The 25,777-nt window shown below is 52.9% G+C and carries 25 protein-coding genes; 10 read left to right on the top strand and 15 right to left on the bottom strand.

All coding sequences use genetic code 11. The features are described 5' to 3' along the window. Positions 1–98: 98 nt before the first annotated feature. Complete coding sequence (gene coxB, locus KHQ09_RS05850; protein WP_033316145.1) at positions 99–983, bottom strand: cytochrome c oxidase subunit II; 885 nt, start codon at positions 981–983, stop codon at positions 99–101. A gap of 883 nt (positions 984–1,866) precedes the next feature. Here coxB and KHQ09_RS05845 point away from each other — a divergent pair. The 3 genes from KHQ09_RS05845 (at position 1,867) to KHQ09_RS05835 (ending at position 4,764) form a co-directional block, all read left to right on the top strand. Further along, positions 1,867–2,427, top strand: a complete 561-nt coding sequence (locus tag KHQ09_RS05845; protein ID WP_151158278.1) for an invasion associated locus B family protein — start codon at positions 1,867–1,869, stop codon at positions 2,425–2,427. Between the two features lie 157 nt (positions 2,428–2,584). Next, positions 2,585–4,012 (top strand): metalloprotease TldD, encoded by a 1,428-nt coding sequence (gene tldD, locus KHQ09_RS05840; RefSeq protein WP_213596980.1) that lies wholly within the window; start codon positions 2,585–2,587, stop codon positions 4,010–4,012. 2 nt (positions 4,013–4,014) lie between these two features. Continuing rightward, on the top strand, positions 4,015–4,764 hold the full coding sequence (locus KHQ09_RS05835; protein WP_213596978.1) for an SDR family oxidoreductase: 750 nt from the start codon (positions 4,015–4,017) through the stop codon (positions 4,762–4,764). 18 nt (positions 4,765–4,782) lie between these two features. Here the strand turns inward: KHQ09_RS05835 and KHQ09_RS05830 are convergent, their stop codons facing one another. The 5 genes from KHQ09_RS05830 to KHQ09_RS05810 all read right to left on the bottom strand — a co-directional run bounded on the left by KHQ09_RS05830 (position 4,783) and on the right by KHQ09_RS05810 (position 10,683). Continuing rightward, complete coding sequence (locus tag KHQ09_RS05830) at positions 4,783–6,012, bottom strand: class I SAM-dependent RNA methyltransferase (RefSeq protein ID WP_213596976.1); 1,230 nt, start codon at positions 6,010–6,012, stop codon at positions 4,783–4,785. Next, complete coding sequence (locus tag KHQ09_RS05825) at positions 6,012–6,791, bottom strand: TlyA family RNA methyltransferase (protein WP_213596974.1); 780 nt, start codon at positions 6,789–6,791, stop codon at positions 6,012–6,014. Before KHQ09_RS05825 ends, KHQ09_RS05830 begins: the two co-directional genes overlap by 1 nt. Before the next feature lie 41 nt (positions 6,792–6,832). Next, positions 6,833–8,773 (bottom strand): 1-deoxy-D-xylulose-5-phosphate synthase, encoded by a 1,941-nt coding sequence (gene dxs, locus KHQ09_RS05820; protein WP_213596972.1) that lies wholly within the window; start codon positions 8,771–8,773, stop codon positions 6,833–6,835. Positions 8,774–8,870: 97 nt separating this feature from the next. Next, a complete protein-coding gene (locus KHQ09_RS05815) occupies positions 8,871–9,806 on the bottom strand; it encodes a pirin family protein (RefSeq protein ID WP_213596970.1) in 936 nt (311 codons plus the stop codon). A 229-nt stretch (positions 9,807–10,035) separates the two neighbouring features. Beyond that, positions 10,036–10,683 carry a YidB family protein gene (locus tag KHQ09_RS05810; protein ID WP_116087069.1) on the bottom strand — a complete coding sequence of 216 codons (648 nt, stop codon included), beginning with the start codon at positions 10,681–10,683 and terminating at the stop codon, positions 10,036–10,038. Positions 10,684–10,943: 260 nt separating this feature from the next. Here KHQ09_RS05810 and KHQ09_RS05805 point away from each other — a divergent pair, with 260 nt between their 5' ends. Continuing rightward, complete coding sequence (locus KHQ09_RS05805; protein ID WP_022709973.1) at positions 10,944–11,204, top strand: GlsB/YeaQ/YmgE family stress response membrane protein; 261 nt, start codon at positions 10,944–10,946, stop codon at positions 11,202–11,204. Positions 11,205–11,222: 18 nt separating this feature from the next. Beyond that, complete coding sequence (locus KHQ09_RS05800) at positions 11,223–11,720, top strand: DedA family protein (protein WP_213596968.1); 498 nt, start codon at positions 11,223–11,225, stop codon at positions 11,718–11,720. A gap of 84 nt (positions 11,721–11,804) precedes the next feature. Here the strand turns inward: KHQ09_RS05800 and KHQ09_RS05795 are convergent, their stop codons facing one another. The 4 genes from KHQ09_RS05795 to aroC all read right to left on the bottom strand — a co-directional run bounded on the left by KHQ09_RS05795 (position 11,805) and on the right by aroC (position 15,439). Beyond that, a complete protein-coding gene (locus tag KHQ09_RS05795) occupies positions 11,805–12,074 on the bottom strand; it encodes an exodeoxyribonuclease VII small subunit (protein WP_022709975.1) in 270 nt (89 codons plus the stop codon). A 3-nt stretch (positions 12,075–12,077) separates the two neighbouring features. Beyond that, positions 12,078–13,040 carry a histone deacetylase family protein gene (locus tag KHQ09_RS05790; RefSeq protein WP_213596966.1) on the bottom strand — a complete coding sequence of 321 codons (963 nt, stop codon included), beginning with the start codon at positions 13,038–13,040 and terminating at the stop codon, positions 12,078–12,080. A gap of 142 nt (positions 13,041–13,182) precedes the next feature. Then, positions 13,183–14,289, bottom strand: a complete 1,107-nt coding sequence (gene ribB, locus KHQ09_RS05785) for a 3,4-dihydroxy-2-butanone-4-phosphate synthase (RefSeq protein ID WP_075654473.1) — start codon at positions 14,287–14,289, stop codon at positions 13,183–13,185. A gap of 58 nt (positions 14,290–14,347) precedes the next feature. Further along, positions 14,348–15,439 carry a chorismate synthase gene (gene aroC, locus KHQ09_RS05780; RefSeq protein WP_213596964.1) on the bottom strand — a complete coding sequence of 364 codons (1,092 nt, stop codon included), beginning with the start codon at positions 15,437–15,439 and terminating at the stop codon, positions 14,348–14,350. Positions 15,440–15,731: 292 nt separating this feature from the next. Between aroC and KHQ09_RS05775 the strand changes: the two genes are divergently transcribed. After that, complete coding sequence (locus tag KHQ09_RS05775; protein WP_022709980.1) at positions 15,732–15,989, top strand: DUF1344 domain-containing protein; 258 nt, start codon at positions 15,732–15,734, stop codon at positions 15,987–15,989. Positions 15,990–16,067: 78 nt separating this feature from the next. Here KHQ09_RS05775 and KHQ09_RS05770 read toward each other — a convergent pair whose 3' ends face one another. The 4 genes from KHQ09_RS05770 to KHQ09_RS05755 all read right to left on the bottom strand — a co-directional run bounded on the left by KHQ09_RS05770 (position 16,068) and on the right by KHQ09_RS05755 (position 19,456). Further along, complete coding sequence (locus KHQ09_RS05770; RefSeq protein WP_213596961.1) at positions 16,068–16,667, bottom strand: histidine phosphatase family protein; 600 nt, start codon at positions 16,665–16,667, stop codon at positions 16,068–16,070. A gap of 11 nt (positions 16,668–16,678) precedes the next feature. After that, the gene (fabI, locus tag KHQ09_RS05765) at positions 16,679–17,497 is read right to left on the bottom strand and encodes an enoyl-ACP reductase FabI (RefSeq protein ID WP_116087060.1); all 819 of its coding nucleotides are present in this window, start codon (positions 17,495–17,497) and stop codon (positions 16,679–16,681) included. A gap of 208 nt (positions 17,498–17,705) precedes the next feature. Continuing rightward, the gene (locus KHQ09_RS05760; RefSeq protein ID WP_022711640.1) at positions 17,706–18,626 is read right to left on the bottom strand and encodes a DnaJ C-terminal domain-containing protein; all 921 of its coding nucleotides are present in this window, start codon (positions 18,624–18,626) and stop codon (positions 17,706–17,708) included. A gap of 359 nt (positions 18,627–18,985) precedes the next feature. Then, a complete protein-coding gene (locus tag KHQ09_RS05755; RefSeq protein ID WP_370637800.1) occupies positions 18,986–19,456 on the bottom strand; it encodes an RT0821/Lpp0805 family surface protein in 471 nt (156 codons plus the stop codon). 430 nt (positions 19,457–19,886) lie between these two features. Here KHQ09_RS05755 and pdxH point away from each other — a divergent pair, with 430 nt between their 5' ends. Then, a complete protein-coding gene (gene pdxH / locus KHQ09_RS05750) occupies positions 19,887–20,498 on the top strand; it encodes a pyridoxamine 5'-phosphate oxidase (RefSeq protein WP_213596959.1) in 612 nt (203 codons plus the stop codon). A 51-nt stretch (positions 20,499–20,549) separates the two neighbouring features. On the opposite strand, the gene ubiA is transcribed toward pdxH, so the two are convergent. Further along, positions 20,550–21,533: a 4-hydroxybenzoate octaprenyltransferase gene (gene ubiA, locus KHQ09_RS05745; protein ID WP_213596957.1), complete on the bottom strand. Its 984-nt coding sequence runs from the start codon at positions 21,531–21,533 to the stop codon at positions 20,550–20,552. A 102-nt stretch (positions 21,534–21,635) separates the two neighbouring features. Here ubiA and purD point away from each other — a divergent pair, with 102 nt between their 5' ends. From purD to KHQ09_RS05730, 3 genes are all read left to right on the top strand, one after another. Beyond that, the gene (gene purD / locus KHQ09_RS05740; RefSeq protein ID WP_238481569.1) at positions 21,636–22,943 is read left to right on the top strand and encodes a phosphoribosylamine--glycine ligase; all 1,308 of its coding nucleotides are present in this window, start codon (positions 21,636–21,638) and stop codon (positions 22,941–22,943) included. Between the two features lie 252 nt (positions 22,944–23,195). Further along, on the top strand, positions 23,196–24,962 hold the full coding sequence (locus KHQ09_RS05735; protein WP_213596953.1) for an acyl-CoA dehydrogenase family protein: 1,767 nt from the start codon (positions 23,196–23,198) through the stop codon (positions 24,960–24,962). A gap of 2 nt (positions 24,963–24,964) precedes the next feature. After that, positions 24,965–25,717 carry a crotonase/enoyl-CoA hydratase family protein gene (locus KHQ09_RS05730; protein WP_213596951.1) on the top strand — a complete coding sequence of 251 codons (753 nt, stop codon included), beginning with the start codon at positions 24,965–24,967 and terminating at the stop codon, positions 25,715–25,717. Positions 25,718–25,777: the final 60 nt, after the last annotated feature.

Here is a 25,777-nt window from a genome sequence, read left to right as displayed (position 1 = left end):
CCGTCTTAAATCATATTTGATTTTTAAGCAGCCATGCGGTTCGTGACCTGTAAAAACCCAAGAGCCTGACGAAAACTCCGTTAACGTCAGGCTTATAATCAGTTTCCGGCAACAGTCACGGTCTTGTTGTCATTTTCAATTTCGGCCATCAGCGTCTTATTCGCACCGGAAATATCCGTGCGGGCAGCAGCAAGCCATGCATCATAACGCTCCTGTGAGACAACGCGCACAGCAATCGGCATATAAGCATGATCTTTACCGCATAGTTCAGAACACTGGCCGTAATAGAGCCCTTCACGGGCGGCCTTGAACCATGTTTCGTTATTGCGTCCCGGAACACCGTCCATCTTGACGCCGAAAGCAGGCATTGCCCATGAGTGGATCACATCGGCAGCTGTCACCAGCAAGCGGACAGTCGTATCCACAGGAACCACAACTTCATTATCAACGGCCAGAAGACGCGGATAAGCGGCCAGATCCTGCTTTCCAGCGCTCGCACGGTCTTCGTCTTTCAGCAGAAGCGCATCAAAAGAAAGCGGCTCTTCTGTCTGATATTCATAGCCCCAGTACCACTGATAACCTGTTGCTTTAACAGTCAGTTTTGGCTCATCCGGAGAATATTGCGCAGTCAGAAGCTGGAAGGACGGAATGGCCAGAAACAGCAGAATAATGACCGGACCCAGTGTCCAGATCACTTCAATCGTTGTGTTATGGCTGGTTTTGGAAGCAACCGGATTTGCGCCTTTACGGAAGCGCAGGATGCACCACAAGAGCAGCAGCATCACCAGACCGGTTACCGGAATAATGAACATCAGCGAATAACGCTCAAACCAATGTATCTGATCCGCAATTTTTGTTGCGGAATCCTGCCAGCTCAGCTGCCAGTCAACCGGCTTGTCAGCCAGTGCGCCCGCTGCAGACGCCAAAAGACCCGACACTGCGCCGAATGCAACCGCGCTGCCGGTCAAAATATGTTTTTTCATCGCAGAATCCTTACCTGCAACGGCTTTATTTGTGGCAATAACCCTATCCACCAGCATCTTCTCCCGATTATAGCCTTGCCGGTTAATCGCGGACATAGCTCTTCCCCAGCCAATGTCCCGTTCCCCCACCGTACTGACAACACATTATAGCACCAAGCAAGGAAGGCGAAGATTTTCCCGTGCGGCATTTTTGCGCGTAATACAACTCAAAAACACGGGTCTTTTCCGGTTCATCCCGCAGGCAACCGGATATAAAAACATTCAAATCAATCTATAAAAACACATAAAATCAAAGAGTTGAAAACGAAGAACAGTATAGCGCGACCTTCTACAGATTTTGTCTGTCCGGAAAAATCTCAAGGTTTTCCTGATTGTCTCAACCGCGCCAAAACAGCCCAAATCCGCAGATCATGCCTTATTCCGGCCTCAGAACGGAGAATCAATTCATAGTCCGGACTTATTTGCATTGATCTGGATCAAGTAAAATACAGATAAAACAATGCGCCGCGCATCGTGCACAAAGCTGCTACAATATCCTGAAAAGCACCGCAGATTTCAAACCCTGCACACTATTTCAGGCCAGCATGCAATTCACGGTGCTAAAACGGAGGGAAGATGCTGAAAACTGTGCATGGCATAGCGATAATTTCGGTAATGCGGATTTAGAATGGTGTTCACAATCTGATTTATACTAAAACTTTACCTTATCCGGTTCAAATTCCGCCATTATCCATGTACACAGAATGAAAAGCATGGCTTTCTGATTTGCCGGTTTCCGGAAATGACGCAAAGCCCTCTCTTAAATACGCTTTCAAAGGGTAGTTACGGCTCGCGCCGCATTTACCGATGTAATGTTTACCGAGCCGCCAAAGGTATCATAAATATGCACCATTTCTCTTCTGTCAGCCGTAAAGTTGCCGCTGCTCTGCTCGGTGCAGGCCTAATGGCTGTATCCGCCTCTGCTGCTTTTGCTCAGACTGCACCGCAGCCAGCGGCGACCAGTGCATCGCAGAAAAACGGCACTTTGCGCTCGCAGCATGGCGCATGGTCCATTCTTTGCGACAAGCCTGCCGGTGCCAAGACCGAACAATGTGCGCTGATCCAGAATGTGATCGCTGCTGACCGTCCTGAGCTCGGCCTTTCGGTCGTTGTTCTGAAAACTGCCGACAATAAAGCGCGTATCCTGCGTGTGCTTGCACCACTCGGCGTTTTGCTGCCAAACGGCCTCGGCCTCAATGTGGACGGCAAAGATATCGGCCGCGCTTATTTCGTGCGCTGTTTTGAAGACGGCTGCTATGCGGAAGTTATCCTTGACGACGCACTGATCGACACACTGCGCAAGGGTAAGGCCGCGACTTTCATCGTGTTCCAGACACCGGAAGAAGGCGTGGGTATTCCCGTTGAACTGCAGGGCTTCAGCGACGGCTTCAACAAGCTGCCATAAGCTCTTCAATCTGATTAAAACGCCGCCGCTCATATTTTGACGGCGGCGTTTTTATTTTATCCCGCTGTCCGGCTTGTCCCACGGCAGCAAACTCGCCATATACAAAGAACAATCACCCGTCTGATACAGGACACAGCCGCTGTTCCGGAGTAAATCTATGAGTTCCACCACGTCCCGAAGCCTGATTGATGAATTCGATGTCAGCCGTGACAAGGTTGAAAAATTGGTTGCGCAATCGCTCCACGGCAGTGAAGACGGTGAACTTTATCTGGAATATGCGGAATCTGAATCTCTGGTCTTTGATGATGGCCGTCTGAAAAACGGCTCTTTCAATCAGGGACAGGGTTTTGGTCTGCGTTGTGTCTCCGGTGAGACGGTCGGCTATGCCCATTCCGGCGAACTGACCCATAGCGCCCTGCTTCGTGCATCCGATGCAGCATCCGCGATTTCCCGCGGATCTTCAGGCACCTACAGCGCAGCTCCGGCTGGCACCAACCGCCATCTCTATACGGATGTGAACCCGCTGGGCTCTCCGACTTTCAATGAAAAAGTCGTTCTGCTTCAGCAGATTGACGGCTATTTGCGCGCCAAAGACAGCAAAGTGCGTCAGGTCAGTGTCAGCATTGGCGGCTCATGGCAGCAGGTCGAAATTTTGCGTGCGGACGGACATTTCGTTCGTGACATCCGCCCGATGGTACGCCTGTCGATTTCAGTCATGGCCGGTCAGGGCGACCGTCAGGAATCCGGCTCCTATTCCATGGGTGGCCGTCGTTTGTTTGAAGATTTTATCGCTACAGGCTCATGGCAGCATGCAGCGGATGAAGCCCTGCGTCAGGCTCTGGTTAATCTCGAAGCGATCCCTGCTCCTGCCGGTACATTTGATATTGTGCTGTCCAATGGCTGGCCCGGTGTGATGTTGCATGAAGCCGTCGGACATGGACTTGAAGGCGACTTCAACCGCAAGCAACTCTCAGCTTTCGCAGGTCTCATGGGACAACAGATTGCCGCCAAAGGCGTGACCGTGGTTGATGATGGCACGATTACTGATCGTCGCGGCTCGCTGACCATTGATGACGAAGGCACGCCGACCAACAGCACTGTGCTGATCGATGACGGCAAGCTCGTCAATTATATGCAGGATCGTCAGAATGCCCGCCTGATGGGCATGAAGCCGACAGGCAATGGCCGACGGGAATCCTATACCCATGCGCCAATGCCGCGCATGACCAATACGATGATGCTGTCCGGTGACAAAACACCGGAAGAGATTATCGCTTCTGTTAAAAAGGGCATCTATGCGGTGTCTTTCGGCGGTGGTCAGGTAGACATTACCTCCGGTAAATTCGTTTTCGGTTGCACCGAAGCCTATATGATTGAAGATGGCAAAGTCGGTGCGCCTGTCAAAGGTGCGATGTTGATCGGTAACGGCCCGGATGCCATGCATCGCGTGTCGATGATCGGCAATGACAGCAAGCTCGACAACGGCTCCGGCAATTGCGGTAAAGGCGGCCAGTGGGTGCCGGTTGGCGTTGGCCAGCCGCATCTGCGTATGGATCAAATGACAGTCGGCGGAACCGCGGTATAAACATGAAAAATCTGAATGGTTTGACGGCTGTTATCACCGGCTCCGGCCGTGGCCTTGGTGCTGCAATGGCGATGCTGCTGGCGGATGCCGGTTGCAAGATTGTGCTCTGCGCCCGCAATCACTCTGCGCTCAATGATATTGCCGGTCAGATTGAACAACGGACAGGTCTGCGTCCTGATCATGTTGTGGTTGATCTGGCGGACAATACCAGTATCGGCCACGCGATTGCGCAGATCACAGCAAAATATAACACGATTGATCTGCTGATTAATAATGGTGCGATGTGGCTGGAAGCCAGTGATGAACCGCATAGCGAACAAGAAGTGTTCGGCACGATCAATGCTGCGGTAACCGGCAGTTTTCTGTTTACGCAAGGGCTGTTGCCGCTGCTGAAACGCTCATCCAGACCGGATATAGTGACCATCGGCTCGATCAGCGCATTGCCAAACGCCCCGCTGCATAGTGTGGCTGTACCGTTTTATGCTGCGAAACATGCACAGGCAGCGATAGCAACAGGTCTGCAGCAAATGCTGCGCGGCACGCCGGTGCGCTCACTCTGTGTGCATCCGCCCTATCTGGATGATATCTCACCGGCAGATACGGAATGGGATGCCATTCCCGAACGCGCCAAAGGTGAGCGCGCAACCAATCGCGATGTTTGTGAAGCAGTGATGTTTGCGATCACCCGACCGCGCCATATCACGCTGTCGTCAATCACAATTGATACGGATGAAGGCGGGTTGTTCGGCTGAACACCCGCCCTCTCCTGATTATTTCTTCGAGAGCAGCGCTACAGTTTCCACATGGGATGACCACAGGAACTGATCGACAGGGATAATCTTGTCGATCTTGTAGCCGCCCTTCACCAGAATGGCGAGGTCGCGTGCCAGTGTCACCGGATTACAGGAAACAGCCGCGACTTTAGGCACGGATGATTTGGCAATCTGCATTGCCTGTTCTTCAGCACCGGCACGCGGCGGATCGAAGACCACGCCCTGATAAGCATTGAGATCCTTATAAAGGATCGGACGGCGGAACAGATCGCGCCGCTCATGCGTGACCGGTTTCAGCCCCTGCACATGACGGATACCGCGATCCAGTGCCGCCAATGCCGGTGCATCATTTTCCACCGCATGAACAGCCATAGTTTCAGCCATACGCAGAGCAAAAGTACCAACACCGCAGAACAGGTCAGCCGCTTTTTTGACCTTTTTGAAATGGCCGATCACCAGCGCAACCATGGCTTCTTCTGCTTCAATTGTTGCCTGAAGGAAGCTGCCGGACGGGATATTCACCGGCACCTTGCCAAAGGTAATCAACGGCTTTTTCGGTTCCAGAATAATCTCGCCGTCAACGCTGAGACGGGCAAAACCCAACTCCATCATCAAAGGGGTGAGAATGCGTCGTGCTGCATCATCCGGTGTCGGGCAGCCGCTTGCTGCCAGATCAAGACCGGATTCCGTATCGGTAACCGTCAGTTTAAACGGCTTGGCACCATCAGCCAGATGAATGGCGACTTTGCGCAAGTCATCCAGACGGGAAATAATCGCCGGAACCGTCACCGCACATTCAGAGATATTGATCAGCTCATGGCTCTGGTGTCGGTTAAAACCGAGCAGCAAACCGGCTTCAGTTTTGCGAATGGCGAATGTCGCACGGCGGCGGCTCTGTTGCGAACATGGTACCAGCGGCTCCAGCTCATATTTCAATCCGCGGCCATCAAGACTGGCTGCAACCAGCGAGCGCTTCCATGCCTGATAGGCAGACATTTCCCAATGCTGCAAGGCGCAACCGCCGCAATCCTCGAAATGGCGGCAGGATGGCTCCACACGCTGTTCGGATGTTTCCAGTAGCGCCATCAGGCTGGCGCGGTTCTTATCCCGCGCAACATTGGCAACCTCACCCGGCAGGGTAAAAGGCACAAAAACCTGACCATCCGGCAGCTGGGCAACACCATCACCACCGGCACCCATCGCATTGATTGTAACACGCAAACTCATCAAACATCGTCCTTCGCGGCGGCAGCTTTGTTCTTCCTGCCTGCCAAAATATATTCCTGATTGCCGTCACCACCGGTAATCGGTGAGGCACAAAATCCTAAAGCCTGCCAGCTGGCCTGCTCATTGAGCCAATCCTGCAAATCCAGCGCAATCTTTTCACCCTGTGACGGGTCTTTGAGAATGCCGCCTTTGCCGATTGCCTCGCGCCCCGCTTCAAATTGCGGCTTGACCAACAGCAGACACCAGCCGTCATCCGCGCAAAGATCAAGCGCATTGGGCAGCGCCAGTTTCAGCGAAATGAAGCTGACATCCGAGACAACAATCTCAACCTTGCATCCCTGTAAATGACTTACATCAAGAACACGGGCATTCAACCCTTCGAGATTGGTAACGCGTTTATCGCCGCGCAAAGTCTCATGCAACTGGTCATGGCCGACATCGACGCAGATCACATGCTCTGCACCGCGCTCCAGCAGCACTTGTGTGAAACCGCCAGTGGAAGCACCGATATCCAGTGCTGTCTTGCCCTCAACCTCAAATCCGAAATGATCGAGCGCGGCTGTCAGTTTCAGCGCCGCACGGGAGACAAAACGGCTGGCCGGATCATCCACTGCCAGCTCAGCTTGTGCCGTCACAATCTGCCCGGCTTTTGTGACCACCTGACCATTCACCCGCACAGTGCCACGTGCCACCGCATCGCGGGCACGCGAGCGCGAAGCAAACAACCCGCGCTCCACCAGCGCCTGATCAAGGCGTATCTTATCTGTCTTTTCATTCATGCTGCCTCAATGAATGAGACAACGCCTGAACACAAGAGGCTTTATGCGCGCAGTCCGCCGCCAGCCTCACCGGTCAGCACATCACGGCCGAGCGCTGCAAAGGCCGCTCGCACGATGCCTGCACTATCCAAACCAGCTCGGGCATACATAGCCTCAGGCTTGGCATGATCCATAAATGCATCCGGCAAAGTCAATGTGCGAACCCGCAAGCCATGATCCAGCGCGCCTTCATTGCTGAGATAATGCACCACATGCGCCCCGAAGCCACCGGCTGCGCCTTCTTCAATCGTCAGCAGCACCTGATGCTCTTTGGCGAGACGGCGGATCAGATCATGATCCAGCGGTTTGGCAAAACGCGCATCGGCAACAGTGGTAGAAAGACCGGCCGCATCCAGCTCATCAGCAGCCGCAAGACATTCCTGCAACCGCGCGCCAAAGCTTAAGATCGCAATTTTGTTGCCTTCGCGGACAATACGGCCTTTACCGATTTCCAGAACAGTACCACGCTCCGGCAGATCAACGCCCACACCATCCCCGCGCGGATAGCGGAAGGAGATCGGCCCGTCTTCATATTCCGCAGCGGTGCGCACCATATGTACCAGTTCCGCTTCATCCGAAGCGGCCATCACCACAAAGCCCGGCAGGTTGCTCAGGAAAGCAGTATCAAAACTGCCCGCATGGGTCGCCCCATCCGCGCCAACCACACCGGCACGATCAATCGCAAAGCGCACCGGCAAATGCTGGATCGCCACATCATGCACGACCTGATCATAGGCGCGTTGCAGAAAGGTGGAGTAAATCGCTGCAAAAGGTTTCAGCCCTTCAGCAGCCAGACCGGCTGCAAAAGTCACTGCATGTTGCTCGGCCATGCCAACGTCGAAAGTGCGCTTCGGAAAAGCCTGTCCGAAAAGATTAAGCCCCGTGCCATCCGGCATTGCTGCCGTCACTGCCACAACCTTTTCGTCGTGGCGCGCTTCCTCAATCAGCGCATTGGCGAAAACTTTTGTATAGCTCGGTGCATTTGCAGGCGGTTTTGACTGCTTGCCGGTAATGACATCGAATTTATTAACACCGTGATATTTGTCAGCAGCGGCTTCCGCAGGGGCATAACCTTTACCCTTCTGGGTCACCACATGCACCAGCACAGGCCCCTCAACATTATCGCGGATATTGGTCAGAACCGGCAGAAGATGATCGAGATTATGACCATCCACAGGGCCGACATAATACATGCCCAGCTCTTCAAACATTGTGCCGCCAGCCCAGAAACCGCGGGCAAATTCTTCCGTTTTACGGGCTTTATCCTGAAAGAATTTTGGCAATTTCTTGCTGATCTGCTTCGCCATCTCGCGCAGGTTACGATAAGTCGGCCCCGAAACCAGACGCGCCAGATAGGCGCTCATTGCACCGGTCGGCGGCGCAATCGACATATCATTATCATTGAGAATAACGATAAGACGGGCATCCAGCGCACCGGCATTATTCATCGCCTCATAGGCCATACCGGCGGACATGGAACCGTCACCGATCACTGCAATGACATTGCGCTTCTCACCTTTGAGTTCACTTGCCACAGACATACCCAGACCAGCGGAAATCGAAGTGGACGCATGGCCGGTGCCGAAATCGTCATATTCGCTTTCAGCACGTTTGGTAAAACCGGACAGGCCGCCCTCCTGACGAATGGTCGGCATACGCTCGCGTCGTCCGGTCAGAATTTTATGCGGATAGGTTTGGTGCCCCACATCCCAGATCAGACGGTCATTCGGCGTATCAAACAGGTAATGCAGCGCCACAGTAAGCTCGACCACACCAAGGCTTGAGCCGAGATGACCACCGGTACGGGACACAACATCAATCAGATCAGCGCGCAATTCATCCGCCAGTTGCGGCAATTGTGCAGGCGCAAGCTTTCGCAAATCTTCCGGCAAATGCACCTGATCCAGCAATGGCGTGTGCAACTTGTTATCAAAACCGGTCATCGGAAAACCTTATTATTCTATGGACAGTCAGAACAGGCGGAAATTAACGGCTTTGTTTCCCATCCGCCTGTATTTTGCAATCAGCTATATCAAATATTTATTCAGGCAGCGGGATAAATTCTTCCGCATCGCCCGGTACAATATCAAAGCGGCGGCTGCGCCACTCTTCTTTTGCCTGTTCAATACGTTCTTTTGATGATGAAACGAAATTCCACCAGATATAACGGCGGCTGTCCATCGCCTCGCCACCGAAGACCATGATCTGTGCACCCTCACTGGCGAAATTTTGCGGCACGGCTTCAATCACAATATCATCGCCCTGCCGGAAGGCCAGCAGCTGATTATCAGTGAAAACCTCTCCGGCAATGCGCACGGCACCGCTCAGGATATAAATCGCCCGCTCTTCCTGTACCGCAGGCAGATGGAATTTGCCACCCGCCTCAATAAACACATCGGCATAGAGTGTCTCGCTATAGGTCGGCACATCGGATTTCAGCCCGTGCATATCGCCGATCATCAGGCGCATACGGAACTCTTTCTCCTCCAGCCACGGCAATTGCTGCACCGTATGATTGCTGAATTCCGGCGCCATATTCTCAGCGCGTTCCGGCAAGGCAACCCATGTCTGCACGCCGGAGATTGCCAGCGGTGACCCGCGCATTTCCTCCGGTGTGCGCTCGGAATGCACAATGCCGCGTCCCGCAGTCATCAAGTTGACTTCACCGGGATTAATCACCTGCTCGGTACCGAGACTGTCACGGTGTCGGATATTGCCGTCCAGAAGATAAGTAACCGTTGAAAGCCCGATATGCGGATGCGGCGCTACATCCAGCGCCTGCCCGGCCCGTAATAAGGCCGGCCCCATCCGGTCAAAGAAAATGAAAGGCCCGACGAGCCTGCGCTTTGCAGTAGGTAATGCACGGCGCACCTGCAAACCGCCGACTTCACTGGTACGCGGAATAATCAGCGTTTCAATTGCATCAATCGACTGATGATCGCCGGGAACCGGATCCTGACCGGGAAAGAAGCTCACAAATCTGTCCTTTCAGAAACAATGAAACGCCCAGAGCGAAGCATTTCCGGCTTAAGCTAAGCCATTGAAATACCTGACCCACCAGCTTTCAAACGCATTCGCACCGAAATCTGCAACAGATTTTCGGGATGCACTTTAAACAGCATATCATAAAATAAGAAATGTCCGGAGTTTTACATCCGGACATTTCATCACAAAACAGTCAGACAGGATCGGATATAAATGCCTGTTATTTCTGACCAAGCATTTTCAGCAATTGCTGCATATCCGGCACCTGACCATTCGCTGTCAGCTTGTCAACAATACCCGGCAATGCTGCGGAAAGCTCTGCCAGCAAATCCTGTTCATTGACACCCGTCTGACGGGCAATATCCGAAATTGTGTTTTTGCCAATGGCATTGCCAAGCTGATCCGGTTCAATCGGCGCATTGCTGCCGGAACCAACCCAGCTATCAACTTTATCTGCATGGCCGGCCTGTGTAAGCTGCTCAAGCAAGCCGCCTAAACCGCCGCCAAGTCCACCGCCGCTGCCGGTCTGTCCGGCTTGTCCTGCGGCTGTGCCACCCAGAACACCGCCAAGCAATCCGCCAAGAACACTGCCGAGACCACCAAGGCCACCAGCCTGTGAATCTGCCTGCGTACCTGCCGGAGCATTCGCCTGCTGTCCGCCGCCGAACACGCTACCCAGAAGATCGCCGAGACCGCCGCCGGATGCGGCCTGATCCGGCGCATTCACCTGAGGCTGTTCATTATCATCGGATTTACCGCTGAACATACGACCAACGAGCAATGCACCGAGTGCAATCAGAACCGGTTTGGTCAGACTGCCGCCCGGTACCGGTTCATTATTTGAAGAGTCACCACCAAAAAGGCCCATTCTATACTTCCTCCAAACCTGCTGAAATGCCGGATACTTAGCAGCATCGCGCAAAAATATTTACTTGGCAAGATTGTCACTTGCCAAGCATGTAATGATATGGGAGCGTTTTACCGAGTTTCCAGAGCCAGCCTCATGAATTTGCCAACACGTGAATTTAATTGATGGTCTGCGTTCCGGTTTCTTTGATTTTCGCATTCTTGCAGCGCCGGATGTGATCTGTCTCTGTAAAATGCTTTTTGCGAAACGGAGAACATACAATGTCAGTTATCAGCTGGATTATTCTCGGTCTCATTGCCGGTTTTATCGGCAGCAAAATCGTCAACAAAAGCGGTCAGGGCATGCTGATGGATATTGTCCTCGGCATTGTCGGCGCGGTTATCGGCGGTGTTATTTTCAATTTCTTCGGTGCGGCGGGTGTTACCGGCCTGAATATTTACAGCCTGATTGTTTCCGTAATCGGTGCAGTGGTCGTGCTGTTCCTTTATCACGCAATCAGCGGCCAGAGGCAACTGCGATAAACATAAACAGGCACGAACATGCATTGGGTTGAGCCATATATCGCCGCTTATGGCTCAATCGCTCTGTTTATCATCATTTATTTTGAAAGCTTCGGTGCGCCGGTACCGGGAGAGACACTGCTTATTGCTGCATCCCTGCTGGCTCAGCAAGGCGAGCTGTCTTTACCGGTTATGTTACTCGCGGTGTTTCTCGGCGCAATACTGGGCGACAGCACAGGTTATCTGATCGGCCATTTTGGCGGGCGGAAAATTCTGATCCGCTTCGGCCCCTATATCAAGCTGACATCGGAGCGGCTGGAGCAATTCGAAAAACTGTTTGAAAAATACGGCAGCGGCATTGTCATCACTGCACGCTTCTTTGCTATTTTACGCCAGCTAAACGGTATCATGGCCGGCGCTTTAAAAATGCACTGGCTGAAATTCGTCTCCGCCAATATTATCGGCGCGGCACTCTGGACTTTGGTCTGGGGTGCAGGTCCCTATTATTTCAGCGCCTTGTTTAAAAGACTACTTTAGAGGCTGATTTATAACCGGCTGTATCATCGGCGTACAAAAAAGCCCCGACATTGCGGGGCTTCGGTTTAAATCACTGCCGGATACTCACTCAGGATCAAGCGGTTCGGTGCCGGTTGGCTGGCCGTCGCGGCTGAGCTTGATTTTCTCAACTTTATCCTCTGCCGATTGCAGCAGTTTCTCGCAATGATTTTTCAGCGCTTCACCGCGTTCATAAATCAGGATCGATTTTTCCAAAGGCACATCACCGCGTTCCAGATCATCGACAATTGTTTCCAGCTGCTTGAGCGCCTGTTCGAAGCTCATCACTGCAATATCATCATTGGAAGCTTGTCCGGTGGTGTTCGGCTCGGTCATAATTTATCCTTTCATTAAACGCGTAATATGCGCTGCGGCGGAAAAGGACAAGCCCTGTAAATCATATCCGCCTTCAAGAAAACTGATCAGCCGGTTATTGCAAAACCGGTCGGCGCGCTCCATCACCTGCCCTGTCACCCAATCATAATCTGTTTCGGTCAAATTAAGTTGAGCCAATGGGTCAAGATAATGACCATCAAAGCCGGCTGAAATCAAGATCAGGTCAGGGCGAAAATTGTCCAATGCCGGTAAAATACGGGAAGTAAAGGCTTCGCGGAACTCCCGGCTACCACTGTCAGCAAGCAAAGGTGCATTAATGATATTACCGACACCGGTCTCCTTGACCAGACCGGTACCCGGATAAATCTGCGCCTGATGCGTTGAACAGAACAGTACATTCTTATCCGCAGCGAAAATATCCTGCGTGCCGTTACCGTGATGCACATCCCAATCGATGATCGCCACGCGTTCCGCACCAAAATGGCTCTGCGCATAGCGGGCAGCTATCGCGGCTGTATTGGTGATGCAGAACCCCATCGCCGTATCGGCCGTCGCATGATGACCTGGCGGACGGGCAGCAATAAAGATATTATCCGCTTGCCCGTTAAATACATCTTCAACGGCAGCAAGGGCAGAGCCAGTTGCTGCCAACACGGCATGCCAGCTTTGCGGGCTGACATAGGTGTCCTGTCCGACATTCACAATCGGCTGTGCCATGCCGGAAGCAACTTGCTCTTCATCAAGCGGATCGGGAATCTGTGCTTTAATTTGCTTCAGGTAAGAGGCCGGATGCACAAGCTCCAACGCCTGCTCATCGGCAACAGGTGCCTCCACCTGATCCAGCGCATAATAATCATAGCCTTCCAGAACGCTGAATAAAGCCCGCAACCGATCCGGACGCTCAGGATGCCCCGCCGGCGTCAGATGCTCAAGAAAGACCGGATGCGAATAAAGTCTGGTTGCCATAATATCCTGTATCTGCCTGCTCAGAGCGTAATTTCTTAAATTTGAATCAGTTTAAGGTAAAATTATGCTCGCATTTTAAAGCGTTAGGGCGAGTTTTGTGCGCCCAACGGGGCGCACGGCGCTCTAATCAGGCAGAATAAAGTTACAAGATTTCAGTTTTAAGAATAGTAATACCGAAACCTTCCAACCCGACATAATGACGCTCTTTGGATGCCAGCAGGCGGATGGAACTGATGCCGAGATCTTTCAGGATCTGCGCACCAAGACCGATCTGGCGCCATTCTTCCTCACGCGCCTGTGCTTCTTTGTGCTCTTCCCTGTCATGATTTTCCGCACGGCGGCGCGACTTGTCATTTTTACCGACGCCGACAGACCCTTCACGCAAGTACACCAGCACCCCGCGCTTTTCCGCAGCCATTCGCTTCAGCACGGCATCAAGGCCGGAACCGGCACCGAATGTATCTGCCAGCACATCTTCCCGATGCAGACGCACCGGTACATCTTCACCGTCACGAATATCGCCGAAAACCAGAGCCACATGTTGCATCGGCTCCCACGGCAGCTGATAGGTGAATGCGCAGGCGTGCCCCGCCGATGTGTCCACCTCAGTCTCGCCCATGCGCACAATCAGCGTTTCCTTGCGCTGGCGATAGGCGATCAGATCGGCCACAGTAATGCGGTGCAATCCATGTGTTTCCGCGAATTCCGTCACCTGAGGACCGCGCATCACAGAACCATCATCATTGACCAGTTCGCAGATCACCCCAACAGGCGGCAGATTGGCCAGCTTGCACAGATCGACTGCCGCTTCCGTATGACCGGAGCGCATCAGCACGCCGCCTTCACGCGCCACCAGCGGGAAAATATGCCCCGGACGCACGAAGTCCGCAGGGCCAGCATTCGGGTTCGCCAGATTGCGCACAGTCAGCGTGCGATCATCGGCAGAAATACCGGTTGTCGTGCCGTGTTTATAGTCAACAGTAATGGTGAAGGCAGTGGAATGCGGTGCATCATTTTCCGCCACCATTGCCGTCAGATTGAGGCGCTTGGCCTCTTCCTTCGGCATTGGTGTGCAGACGATGCCGGATGTATGGCGCACGATGAATGCCATTTTCTCCGCTGTACAATGCACCGCGGCGACAATCAGATCGCCTTCATTTTCGCGCCCGTCGTCGTCCATAACAACAACGATTTCACCGCGTTCAAAAGCACGGAGTGCATCAACAACCTGTTTCTGATTATAGCTCATGCTTCACTCCGTAATCTTTCAAAGAACATCACCTATAACTGCTCTGGCCGCATGGTTATCAGACGCGGCCAGTCTGGCCGCGGTGACGCAAATAATGATCCGCAATCGCGCAAGCGAGCATTGCTTCACCAATCGGCACGGCACGGATGCCAACGCACGGGTCGTGACGGCCTTTGGTCATTACATCCACTTCCTTCTTATCCACATCAATAGAACGACGTGTGGTGAGAATGGACGAGGTCGGCTTCACGGCAAAACGGGCAACAATCGGCGCACCGGTTGCGATACCGCCAAGAATACCACCGGCATTATTCGACAGGAAGACCGGATTGCCATCGGCATCAATGCGCATTTCGTCGGCATTTTCTTCACCGGTCAGCGTCGCGGCCTCAAAGCCATTACCGATTTCAACACCTTTTACTGCAGGGATCGACATCAGATTGGACGCAATATCCTGATCCAGCTTGGCATAAAGCGGTGCGCCGATACCGGCGGGAACGCCTTCTGCCACAACCTCAATCACTGCACCAATGGAAGAACCGTTTTTGCGGATACCATCGAGATAGCTGGCAAACAGCTCTACTGAGCCTGCATCCGGTGTGAAAAACGGGTTATTGTCGACCTCTGCCCAATCCCAGCGGGAGCGGTCGATCTTGTGAATACCCATGCCGACCAATGCTGCACGGATTTTCAAACCCGGAACGACTTTGCGGGCAATCGCACCGGCAGCAACACGCGCTGCGGTTTCACGCGCAGAAGAACGTCCGCCACCGCGATAATCGCGCAGGCCATATTTTACATCATAAGCATAATCCGCATGTCCCGGACGATACTGGCGGGCAATCTCACCATAATCTTTTGAACGCTGATCCACGTTCTCAATCATCATGGAAATCGGCGTGCCGGTGGTGGTCATCACCCCGTCTTCACTGGTGAGAACACCGGACAATACCCGCACCTGATCCGGCTCGCGGCGCTGCGTGGTATATTTTGACTGACCCGGCTTGCGCTTATCAAGATAGGCCTGAATTTCAGCTTCGGTAAATTGAATACCCGGAGGGCAGCCATCAATGATACAGCCCAGCGCCGGACCATGGCTTTCGCCCCAGGTCGTCACGCGGAAAAGATGGCCAAAGCTGTTATGCGACATAGAAAACCCCAAGATTGAACCGGTTCTTTGCGGCTCATTTTAATTTCAGTTTGGTAATCTGTTTCTATTCGCCTTTTAAGCAGTGGTCAAACGAGAGAAAGACCGGCGCACAAAAAAGCAGCTCCAAACGATACCGTTTCCGGCACGCGCACCAAATAACCGGAAAATGTTGCGAAAATCTGCGGATATGATCTAGTCTCTCCAGCAGAGCGTTTCAGCGAAGCAGGTCGTGCTAATGCCATAATTGACCTGCAGCTTCGGAACCGGATTTTATAACGCACAAGGATTTCTCATGCGTATTTTGGCCATTCTCACGGTGTTACTCGCCCCGCTCTTTGCAGGCACTGCGCTTGCAGACGATGCTGAGGGTAAGATCACCAAGATCAATGAAGATACGGAAACCATTACGCTGGACAATGGCAAAGATTACCGCCTGCCCGGAGAATTCGATTATAGTGCGATTGAAAAGGGCATGAAGGTTATCGTGACCTATGATCTCGTCGATAATGTTCGCTATATCAGCAATATTGACGAAGCCGACGGCGGTTAAACCCGTAATTACCGGCCATCATAAACTGACAAAAGCGCCGTTTCCGGCGCTTTTTTTATTATAAAGAAGCTGCTTTACTCAAACCCATTCAAGACGGTTATTTTCAAGCTTCAGCAGCTTGTCCTGCGGCACGGAAAGATGCGCTGCATCCTGCCCGCTCATGCCTTCAACCAGATAAAACAAAGTGCGAATGCAACCGCCATGGGTCACGCACACTGTTTTGCCCTTCACGCTTTCAAGCCATTTGGCAACGCGCCCTGAAAGAATCATGTAGCTTTCGGCATGTTCGCCCGGCGGAACAAAGTTCCATTTGTCACGCTCACGCTGCTGCAAGAGACTTGCACTGCCGACACCGGCAGCCTCAAACTCTTCCATCATATGCCCCTGCCAGTCACCGAAATGCACCTCCATCAGCAAAGGATCGGTGCGGTAAGCCAGCGGGTCGAGCCCCATACGGGTGCGGATACGCTCCATCGTCTCACGGGTACGGCGCAGAGGACTTGCAACAAAGTCAAATCCTTCTGCAGCACCAATCAGCGACTTCAGCATATCGCCGTTGCGGTCAGCCTGTGTGCGGCCATGGGCATTGATATCAATGTCCATCTGCCCCTGCACACGCTGGGAGACATTCCAGTCCGTCTCGCCATGACGCGAGAAGTAAATGATTTCCCGTGCCATTCCTGCTGTCCTCAGTCTTTTACAACCGAAATATCCGGTGCATCCACGGCTTTCATACCGATTGTATGATAACCACTGTCCACGTGGTGAACTTCACCGGTAACGGAACGGGAAAGATCGGAGAGGAAATACAGACCTGAATCGCCGACTTCTTCAATGCTGACGGTACGACGCAGCGGTGCGTTATACTCGTTCCATTTCAGAATATAGCGGAAATCGCCGATACCCGAAGCCGCAAGCGTCTTGATCGGACCGGCAGAAATCGCATTAACGCGGATATTCTGCGGACCAAGATCAACAGCGAGATATTTCACACTGGCTTCCAGAGCGGCCTTGGCAACACCCATCACATTGTAGTTCGGCATGACTTTTTCTGCACCGTAATAGGTGAGTGTCAGCATAGAACCGCCGTCTGTCATCAGTTTTTCCGCGCGCTTGGCCAGCGCAGTGAAGGAATAAACCGAGATCAGCATCGTGTTGGAGAAGTTTTCTGCCGATGTATCGAGATAGCGGCCAGTCAGCTCATCCTTATCAGAGAAGCCGATAGCATGAACGAGGAAGTCGAGCTTGCCCCATTTCTCTTCGATCAGAGCGAAAACCGCATCCATGGATGCGTCGTCAGTCACGTCGCAATGGCCGCAGACCAGCGCGTCCAGTTCAGCCGCAAGCGGCTCGACGCGCTTCTTCATCGCATCGCCCTGATAAGTTAAAGCGATCTCCGCACCGGCATCCCGTGCAGCCTTGGCAATACCCCAGGCGATTGAGCGATTATTGGCCAGACCCAAGATCAGCCCGCGTTTTCCTTGCAACAAACCGGATTTGGTGGTCATTCACCATACCTCATAAAAAATATAATCTGAATAGCTGCCTATCGCACAGCACAGCATTGGCTTCAAGCAAGGACAGTAAATTTTGTCCCCCTTCCCCTTGAAAGCAGGTATTTAAGTGCAAATATCAGCTTGTTGTTTCTAATATGTAACGGTTCCCGTCAGCAATATAAAGCAGTATTCACGGGCGCGAATCCACCCGTGAATCACTTTATCCTGCCCGTGACCGCAATAGCGATTCGAGCTCTTCATCACCATTTTCAGGCAACATAATCCGGATATGCACGAATAAATCCGCAGCATCTCCCGTTTTATTAGGCAATCCTTTGCCCTTCAGGCGCAAAATCTTATCCGAGCTTGACCAGGCAGGAATACGCACAGCCACACGCCCGCTCAAAGTTTCCACTTCAGCACGGGCACCAAGCACCGCATCACTGAGCTGCACCGGTAAATCAAGATGCAAATCACGCCCGTCCTGACGGAAACGCGGGTGTTTTTTGAAATTGATTGTGACCAATGCATCGCCGTCAACAGCACCGGGAATGGTTTCTCCCTGACCTTTCAGGCGGATCGTCTGGCCGTCCTCAACATATTTCGGCAGTTTGATCGACAGTTTCTTGCCGTTCGGGAAAACCGCCTCAACCTTCTCGGCTCCTGCCGCCTGTTCCAGAGAAACAGAGATCGAGGCTTTCAGATCCGGCGCTTTTGACGGTGCGCGGCTGCGTGTACGGCTTCCGCCACCACCAAAGCCACCACCGAAAATGCTGCTCAGAATGTCCTCTGCGCCGTCAAAACCACCCTGCTGGAAGCCACCTTGCCCGCCAGCACCACCACGACGGAAACCGGCGAACGGATCGCCCTGAAAACCACCACCTTGGCCACCAAAACCATGACCGGCAAAACCTGCCGGCTTTCCTTCCGCATCAATCTCGCCACGGTCAAACTGACCGCGTTTGTCTTTATCGCCGATAATTTCATAGGCCTGATTAATCTCGGCAAACTTCTCCTGCGCCTTCGGATCATCCTGATTCTGGTCCGGATGATATTTCTTGGCCAGTTTACGAAAAGCAGATTTTACTTCTTCAGGCTTCGCCGTTTTAGCGACGCCCAATACGCTGTAGGGATCGCGCATAATATTCCTTCATAGCTGCGGTGATTGCTAAACAGAATCACCTGTCATCTGATAAGAGCTTAGCGCATGTCTCCCAAAAGCGGGTACCGGTTTTGGGACAAAGACATGCGTCAAATCAAAAAGATAAAGCGTGTGCAGTAGATCAAACTTCACACAACACGCTTTAGCGCATACGACACCATTTTACCGCGCGGATTAAACACCCGATCAGCTTGTAAAGACAGCGACAGTGTTTCACGGCATGGTTCCGGCATGCTTTTATACAGCAATATGCGCATCAATACGGCTGTTTTCCAGATGTTAAACGGCAAATATAGCCGTTCATCTGCAAAACTTGGCCTTCAATTTCCGTATAATTATTAAATCGGGGCAAAAGAGGTCAGAGCCCAGGCACCACCTTGCGCCATACAGGCCTGTCCGCGATAAAGTGCAGCACCGTCAAAGGCTTCGCGCGAGGTTTCAAATTCGCGGCACAGTCCGGCATCCGTCTTTTTCTCGGCGACAGTCGTGATTGTCCCCTGACTGCCGGTATCCGGATTAGCCCACGGGATCGGTGTTTTGCCCCACTGCGTAAAGTTCAGAGCGGAGACCACATTCCGGATGGTATTCTGATCCGATACTTTACTGCTGTCATTGACCTCTGCCGTCACAGCAGGCTGTTTTGCGACAGAACCAGTAATACTGTTTTTATCCGGCATCGCTTTTTCAAGATCAAAACCGGACATTGCGCAGCCGGACAGGACAGAAACAGTACAGGCGACCATAAGAAAACGGCAGGATGCCCCCCGCATCAACTGCAAAAAACCGCTTTTCCGTAATTCTGAAGTCATTGTAGTGACTGGCAAATGATCGTCCTGACAGGCTGAAGAACAGAATATCCGTAAAGACATTCCGGTGTTAATTGAAAACAGGCGTTTATTATGTGCCGGTCTGCGTTAACAAGCGGTTTGTGCAGAAGGTAAACAAATCGATAGCAGCCGTCAAAGGCTTCTGAAACATGTTTTCACAGCATTCCGCATATGCGCCCGTTTATTCGCGTTTTGTGATTATTTCTTGTTGTTTTCGCGGCTATTTCCGATCCGCAGACTGAAGACGCAACGCGGCCTTCATCCGATATCTCAGCCGGTTTTTTGTACAATAAAAAACTTGCGGGTCTTCACAAGCACTGCCGGTCATGTAACTTATGCTGGTCATGATGATGGAAGCGCGGGTTAAGCACCGCTGAAGCCTTCCGATTACCAAGCAAGTGAACATACCAATATGACGACATCAGCGAATGATTTTACAACTGCGACCGAGCCTTTTCGTCTGTTTGCAGAATGGTTAGAGGATGCAACAAAATCCGAGCCGAATGATCCGAATGCTGTTGCAGTGGCAACCGTAGACGAAAGCGGCATGCCGAATGTGCGCATAGTGCTGCTGAAAGATTTCGATGAGCATGGCTTTGTATTTTATACAAATTATGAGAGCCAGAAGGGTTGCGAAATCCTGTCAGCCGGCAAAGCAGCCATGTGCTTCCACTGGAAATCCCTGCGCCGTCAGATCCGTGTGCGCGGTCCTGTCGAACAGGTAACGGCAGAGGAAGCTGACGCCTATTACAAGTCGCGCCCGCGCGGCAGCCGCATCGGCGCATGGGCCTCCAAACAATCCCGCCCGCTGGAAAGCCGTTTTGCACTGGAAAAAGCGGTTGCCGAATATACCGCGCGCTATGCCATCGGTGAAATTCCGCGCCCTGAATACTGGTCGGGCTTCCGCATCAAACCAACCTATATTGAATTCTGGCATGACCGCCCATTCCGCCTGCACGATCGTTTGATCTTCAAACGCGATGCACCGGAAGGCGATTGGACAACACAGAAATTCTATCCGTAAACAAAAAAGCCGCTCTTTTTCAGAGCGGCTTTTTTTATTATCTGATCCGGATCAGATCACCGGTTTAACCACAACCCACAAAGAGCCGAGCACCAGACCCGCAAAGATCAACCAGCCGACAATATTATTGGAACGGAACAGGCGCAGGCATTGCTCCGGATTATCAATATCCAGCACAACAATCTGGCGGTAGAGATGCACACCGGCGGCAAGCAGACCGGCCAGTGCAGGCATCGGCACTTCTGCCACGGCAAAAGCACCGGCAAAGCACATCAGCGCACCGCCATAAAGCACCATGAGGGCTTGTTTCGTCTTGGAGCCGAACAAACGGGCAGTCGAGCGCACGCCCACCAATGCATCATCTTCTTTATCCTGATGGGCATAGATCGTGTCATAGCCGATCGTCCACAGGATCGCGCCGATATAAAGCAGCACAGGCGAAAGTGACAGAGAACCGGTTTGCGCCGACCACGCCACCAATGCACCCCATGAAAAAGCCATACCCAGCACCAGCTGCGGCCAGTCAGTAATACGTTTCATAAACGGATAGGCTGCAACAATCACCAGCGAGGCAAAACTCAAAGCAACGGTGAACCAGTTAAATTGCAACACCACAGCAAGACCGGCCAGACATTGCAGGCCTAAGAAAACCCAAGCCTGTTTGCGGCTGACCTGACCGGATGGCAGCGGGCGGGAACGGGTGCGCGCAACCTTATCGTCAATATCCTGATCCGCCAGATCATTGAGCGTGCAACCGGCACCACGCATGGCAATAGCGCCGATCAGGAACAGCACCATATGCCAAAGCGAAGGCAGTACAGTCCAGATATCGTCTCCGGGTTTGGCACCGGCACTCGCTACCAAAGCTGCAGACCACAGGCATGGCCAGAGCAGCAGCTGCCAGCCAATCGGGCGATCCCAGCGGGCAAGCTGCGCATAAGGCCACAGGCTTGGCGGCAATAACCGGTAGACCCAATGGCCGGACGGCGCGTCCATAACCTTGCCCGTTTGTCCGCGTGCCTGAATCTGAACCATTTTATGCAAACCTTTCGCAGTTGCATTCTCATAAATGCTTTTAAATTCTCTACCGATTTCGTAAAGGAGGAGCAAGCCTCAAGCACATATGGAGAAATGCCTGTGACCACCTCCCCCTCAGACGCTCTTAAAGTTCTGCTGATCGGCTCCGGTGGCCGTGAACACGTGCTCAGCTGGAAACTGGCAGCATCTCCGCTGCTCGGCACTCTCTATTGCGCTCCGGGCAATCCGGGCATTGCCGAATGTGCCACGCTGATTGATCTGGATATTGATGATCATGACGCCGTGATTGCCTTCTGCCACAGCTTTGAGATTGATCTGGTCGTAGTTGGGCCTGAAGCGCCGCTGGTTGCCGGTATTACCGATCCGCTGATCGCTGCAGGCATTAAAGTATTCGGCCCTTCACAGGCCGCAGCTCAGTTGGAAGGCTCAAAAGGTTTCACCAAAGATCTTTGTGCCCGTTTTGATATTCCGACCGGCAGCTATGGCCGCTTTAACAATGCGCCAAAGGCCAAGGCCTATATCCGTGAGCAAGGTGCGCCGATTGTTGTTAAAGCTGATGGCCTTGCCGCCGGTAAGGGCGTGGTTGTTGCCATGACTTTGGAAGAAGCGCTGGATGCCGTGGATGCCTGTTTTGAAGGCCATTTCGGCGATGCCGGTGCAGAAGTTGTGGTTGAAGAATTTCTCGACGGTGAAGAAGCCAGCTTCTTCTGCATTTGCGACGGTACCACAGCCTTGCCTTTCGGCAGCGCGCAGGATCATAAGCGCGTTGGTGACGGTGATACCGGTGCCAATACCGGCGGCATGGGCGCTTATTCCCCTGCGCCGATCATGGATGAAGCCATGACGGAACGTGTGATGAAGGAGCTGATTGAGCCGACAATGCGCGGCATGGCCGAGATCGGCGCACCTTTCAGCGGCGTGTTGTTTGCCGGTCTGATGATCGGCAAAGACGGCCCGAAACTGATCGAATATAATACCCGCTTTGGCGACCCCGAATGTCAGGTACTGATGACCCGCCTTAAAGACGACCTGCTGGTGATTATGCTGGCAGCGGTCAATAAAATGCTGGATCAGGTTTCAATCCGCTGGAGCGATGATGCCGCCCTCACCGTGGTGATGGCAGCGGAAGGCTATCCGGCCTCCCCGCGCAAAGGTACTGTCATCAAAGGCGTTGAAGAGGCTGATGCTCTGCCGGATGTGAAAGTATTCCATGCGGGCACTGTACATAAAGATGGCGAGCTGCTGGCTAATGGCGGTCGCGTTCTCAATGTAACGGCCACCGGAAAGACAGTCTCCGAGGCTCAGGCGAAAGCCTATCAGGCTGTGTCTAAAATCGACTGGGCTGGTGGCTTCTGCCGTTCGGATATTGGTTGGCGCGCCGTTGAACGGGAAAAATCAGTCAGGTAAAACCTTTTCAAACGGAATGATGTTAAATTAAATTATCATCCCGTTTGAACTCTTTATTTGAGCATAATCTTATCCAAAAACCGGTTCCCACTTTTTGGGATCATGCTTTTAAAACCCGCCTCTCCGGCGGGTTTTTTCTTGTTTTGCTCTTCTGAGATTTTATTGACGTTTACGTAATAAGCCGATACCAATATTTGCAAGGAGAATTACGGCTGCATTCTTTCAACGGAATGCGCCAAAAGGAGGAAGCAGATGTATCGCGCGCCACTTGCTGAAATCAGCCAGACACTCAATCAGGTTGCAGACCTGCCGGAGCTTTTGAAAACCGAACTGTTTTCAGAATTATCACCGGATATTGTCGAAGCCATTTTGCAGGAAGCAGCAAAGTTCAGCGAGACGCGCATCACTCCGCTACGCACCAAAGGCGATCATCAGGGCGCAACACTGAAAGATGCGCAGGTCACCACGGCAGAAGGCTGGAAAGAACTTTACAAAGACTGGACGGATGGCGGCTGGAACGCCCTGACCGGCGATCCTGCCTATGGCGGCCAAGGCCTGCCAATTTTGCTTTCGGTTGCCGTTGCGGAAATGTGGAACTCCGGCTCCCTTGGTTTTGCCATTGCCTCAACCCTGACGATGGGTGCAGTTGAAGCACTGGAACATCATGCCAGTGATGAACTGAAAAACACCTATCTCGACAAGCTGATTTCCGGTGAATGGTCAGGCACCATGAACCTCACCGAACCGCAGGCTGGTTCCGATCTGGGTGCCTTGCGTTGCCGCGCTGAACGGGCGGATGACGGGACATACCGGATTTTCGGGCAGAAAATCTTTATCACCTATGGTGAGCATGATCTGACCGATAATATTGTGCATCTGGTGCTGGCGCGCCTGCCCGATGCACCGGCAGGAACGAAGGGAATTTCGCTGTTTCTGGTGCCTAAATATCTGGTCAATGAAGACGGCTCGCTTGGCGCACGCAATGATGTATTTTGCGCCGGACTGGAAGAAAAGCTCGGCCTTCACGCTTCGCCAACCTGCACCATGATTTATGGTGACGGTTTTGGTGATACGGGTGAAAAAGGTGCTGTCGGCTATCTGATCGGCGAGGAGCATAAAGGCCTCGTCTATATGTTCACCATGATGAACAATGCCCGTCTGCTGGTCGGTATTCAGGGCGTTGCGATTGCCGAAGCTGCCTACCAGAAAGCCCGCGCCTATGCGGCGGAGCGGCGTCAGGGACGTGCCCTGAATGCGCCGAAGGGCGCAGAAATGAGCCCGATCATCGAGCATCCCGATATCCAGCGCATGTTGCTGACCATGAAAGGGCTGACACAGGCTTCCCGTGCCATTTGCTATGCTACCGCACAGGCGCTGGATATGGCCAAAGCCGACAGCGCCAAAGCGGACTTCTGGGCAAACCGTGCCAGCCTGCTGACCCCGCTTGCCAAGGCTTTCTCCACCGATAGCGGTGTGGATGTGGCATCCCTCGGCATTCAGGTGCATGGCGGCATGGGTTATATTGAAGAAACCGGCGCCGCTCAGTTGCTGCGCGATGCCCGCATCCTGCCGATTTATGAAGGTACCAATGGCATTCAGGCCATGGATCTGGTGATGCGCAAATTACCACTGGAAAATGGCGGTCATATTCATGGCTTTCTGCAGGAATTACGCGACATTGCCGGACAGGCCAAAACCTCCGGCAAGCTCTCCGCAGTCGCTCCGCGGCTAGAAACTGCGCTGGATGCTACAGAAGAAGCCACCCGCTTCCTGCAAGATTGTCTTGTCAAAGGCGATAGTCAGACAGCGCTTTGCGGTGCTACCCCCTATCAGCGCCTGCTCTCGCTGACTGCCGGCGCGCTTTATCTCACCAAAGCCGGATTGCATGACGACCGGACTGCTGCCCTTGCCGCATTCTTTGCCGAAAACACGCTTCAGGAAACTGCCGCGCTTAAACAGGTCGTACTCAATGGCGCAGCCAGCCTGAGCAATGCCGCAACAATTTTGCAGGATATTTGATGATGAGCGAATTTCTTCAGATTGAACGTCAGGATGCAGTGCAGATTATCCACCTCAACCGGCCGGAAAAGAAAAATGCCATCACCCGTGATATGTATCACGGCATTGCCGAGGCACTGAAACAGGCCGACAGCGACGACACTATCCGTGTCAGCGTTATTCTAGGTCAGCCCGGTGCATTCTCCGCCGGTAATGACATGCAGGACTTTATGCATGCAGCCCTGTCACAAGGCAGCCTCGGTGAGGAAATTATCGACTTTCTGCACAGGCTGGCACTGACACGCAAACCGCTGATCTCCGGTGTTGACGGACTGGCAATCGGTGTCGGCACCACGCTGAACCTGCATTGCGATCTGACTTTTGCCACGCCGCGCTCCGTGTTTCACACGCCATTTGTAGATCTCGGGCTGGTGCCGGAAGCCGGTTCAAGCCTGCTCGGCCCTAAAATCATGGGCTATCAACGTGCCTTTGCTCTGCTGGCAATGGGGGAAGCCATGACCGCACAACAGGCGCTGGAAGCCGGCATTGTCTGGCGCGTTGTGGCGGAAGATGAACTGGAAGAGGAAGTGCTGAAAACCGCTCAAAAGCTTGCCGCACGCCCGCCTGCGGCTCTGCAACTGACCCGTGATTTGCTGCGCAGCGCCGCCGAACCGCTCACAGACCGGATCGACCGCGAGGCGCAGATTTTTGCTGATCGCCTGAAATCTGCAGAGACTGCACAGGCTGTCGGCGCGTTCCTCTCCCGCAAAAAGTAATTTCAGTCACAACGCAAAAAACCGTATGCCCCTTCAAGCATACGGTTTTTTGCATGTTCT

Origin of the sequence: Pseudochrobactrum algeriensis, from assembly GCF_018436245.1 — a bacterium.
In the GTDB taxonomy this organism is placed as follows: domain Bacteria; phylum Pseudomonadota; class Alphaproteobacteria; order Rhizobiales; family Rhizobiaceae; genus Pseudochrobactrum; species Pseudochrobactrum saccharolyticum.
Note: the sequence above shows the minus strand (reverse complement) of the source record. Positions and strands in the feature narration are given on the sequence as shown.